Genomic DNA, 1,675 nt, shown 5'->3' on the forward strand with positions numbered 1-1,675 from the left:
TCCGCACCCCTCCACCCATGCCTTAGGATTTTGGGATGGAAACCACACCCAACCTACAGGTCTACGACCTGGGCCACCTGGGCCTGGTGGCCAGCATCCTGGACCAGATAGAACTGGTACAGACCGTAGACCAGTTCGTGGGCCCAAGGCCGGGCGAAAAGGTCTCTACCGGCATGGCCCTGAAGGCCGCCGTACTGAACGCCCTGGGCTTCGTTTCTTCCCCCCTCTACCTGTTCAGCCACTTCTTCCAGGGCAAGCCCAGCGAGCTGCTTATAGGTCCCGGCATCACCCCCGAGCTCTTGAACGACGACCGCATGGGCCGGATGCTGGACACCCTCTTCGAGGCCGGGGTCACCGAGCTGTTCCTGGAGGTGGCTAAATCAGCCCGCAAAGCCTTTTCCTTTCCCGTGCAGGCTTTGCATGTGGACGCCACCAGCTTTCACCTGCACGGGGTGTACGGGGGGAGCGCAGAAGAAGGCCAGGCGGCTGAGGAGGGGGATGAAGCCCTGCCCATCCGCATCAGCCACGGCTATAGCCGGGATCACCGCCCCGACCTCAAGCAGTGGGTGATGAACCTGGTCTGCGCCGATACCGGGGGGATTCCCCTGCTCTTTGCTCCCGGGGATGGGAACCAGTCGGACCAGGAGGCTTTGGTGCCTCTATTAGCCCGCTACCGCCAGGGCCTGGAGCTGGGGGAGGTGGTGGTGCTGGATGGGGCCAGCTACAGCCAGGAGAACCTCTGGGCCCTGGAGGGGTTCTCCTGGATCATGCGGGTGCCGGCCACCCTCAAGGAGGCCCGGGCCCTGCTACACCAAGCGTTTCCCCAGGAGGCCTGGAGGCCCCTTCTGCCCGGGTACCGGGGGCTGGAGGTGGAGAGCGGGTACGGGGGTGTGCGGCAGCGCTGGCTGTTGGTGGAGAGTGAGGAGCGGGCCAGGATGGAGGGAGAAAGCCTCCAGCGACGGGTGGTGCGGGCAGAAGCGGAGGCGCAAAAGGTCTTGGGCAAGCTGACGGCTCGAACCTTTGCCTGCGAGGCTGACGCCAGGCGGGCCCTGGGCGAGGCCAGCGCCCGGCTGCCCCTGCACCGCCTGATCTACCTGGGGGTACAGGAGGAACGCCAGTGGGCGCGGGTGGGCCGGCCGCGCAAGGGGGAGCAACCCCTGGCGGTGGGGTACCGCCTGCGGGCCCGCTTGGAGGTGGATCAGGAGAAGCTTGAGGAGGCGGGACGGGGGCTGGGGCGGTTTGTGCTGGCCACCAACCTCCTGGAGCGGGAGGCGTTGCCTGCTGAAGCGGTGCTGAGGCGGTACAAGGACCAGACCCGCACGGTGGAGCGGGGGTTCCGCTTTCTCAAAGACCCCCTGTTCTTCACGGGGAGCACCTTCCTGAAGCGGCCCGAGCGGGTGATGGCCCTGGGGATGGTGATGAGCCTGGCCCTGCTGGTCTACGCCCTGGGGGAGTGGGTGCTGCGGCAGCGGCTTGAGGAAGAGGGGGCCCGTCTGCCGGACCAGAAGGGCAGGCCCACGGCCAGACCCACCCTGCGCTGGGTCTTCCAGCTCTTCATCTGGGTGCGCCTGGCCTTGCTGGAAGACCGGCCCCTGGTGCTGAACCTGGCGCCCCATCATGAGACCGCGGTGCGCCTTCTGGGGGCACAGCGATATTACCTGCTGGAGTGAGGGGG

General features: G+C 66.8%; 1 protein-coding gene. It reads left to right on the forward strand.

Going from position 1 to position 1,675, the window contains the following annotated elements; translation table 11 throughout:
- The first annotated feature begins 35 nt into the window (after positions 1-35).
- Positions 36-1,670: an IS1634 family transposase gene (locus ABWU19_RS14770; RefSeq protein ID WP_435902399.1), complete on the forward strand. Its 1,635-nt coding sequence runs from the start codon at positions 36-38 to the stop codon at positions 1,668-1,670.
- The last annotated feature ends 5 nt before the right edge of the window (positions 1,671-1,675 follow it).

Origin of the sequence: Meiothermus cerbereus (assembly GCF_051297115.1) — a bacterium.
In the GTDB taxonomy this organism is placed as follows: Bacteria; Deinococcota; Deinococci; order Deinococcales; family Thermaceae; genus Meiothermus; species Meiothermus cerbereus_A.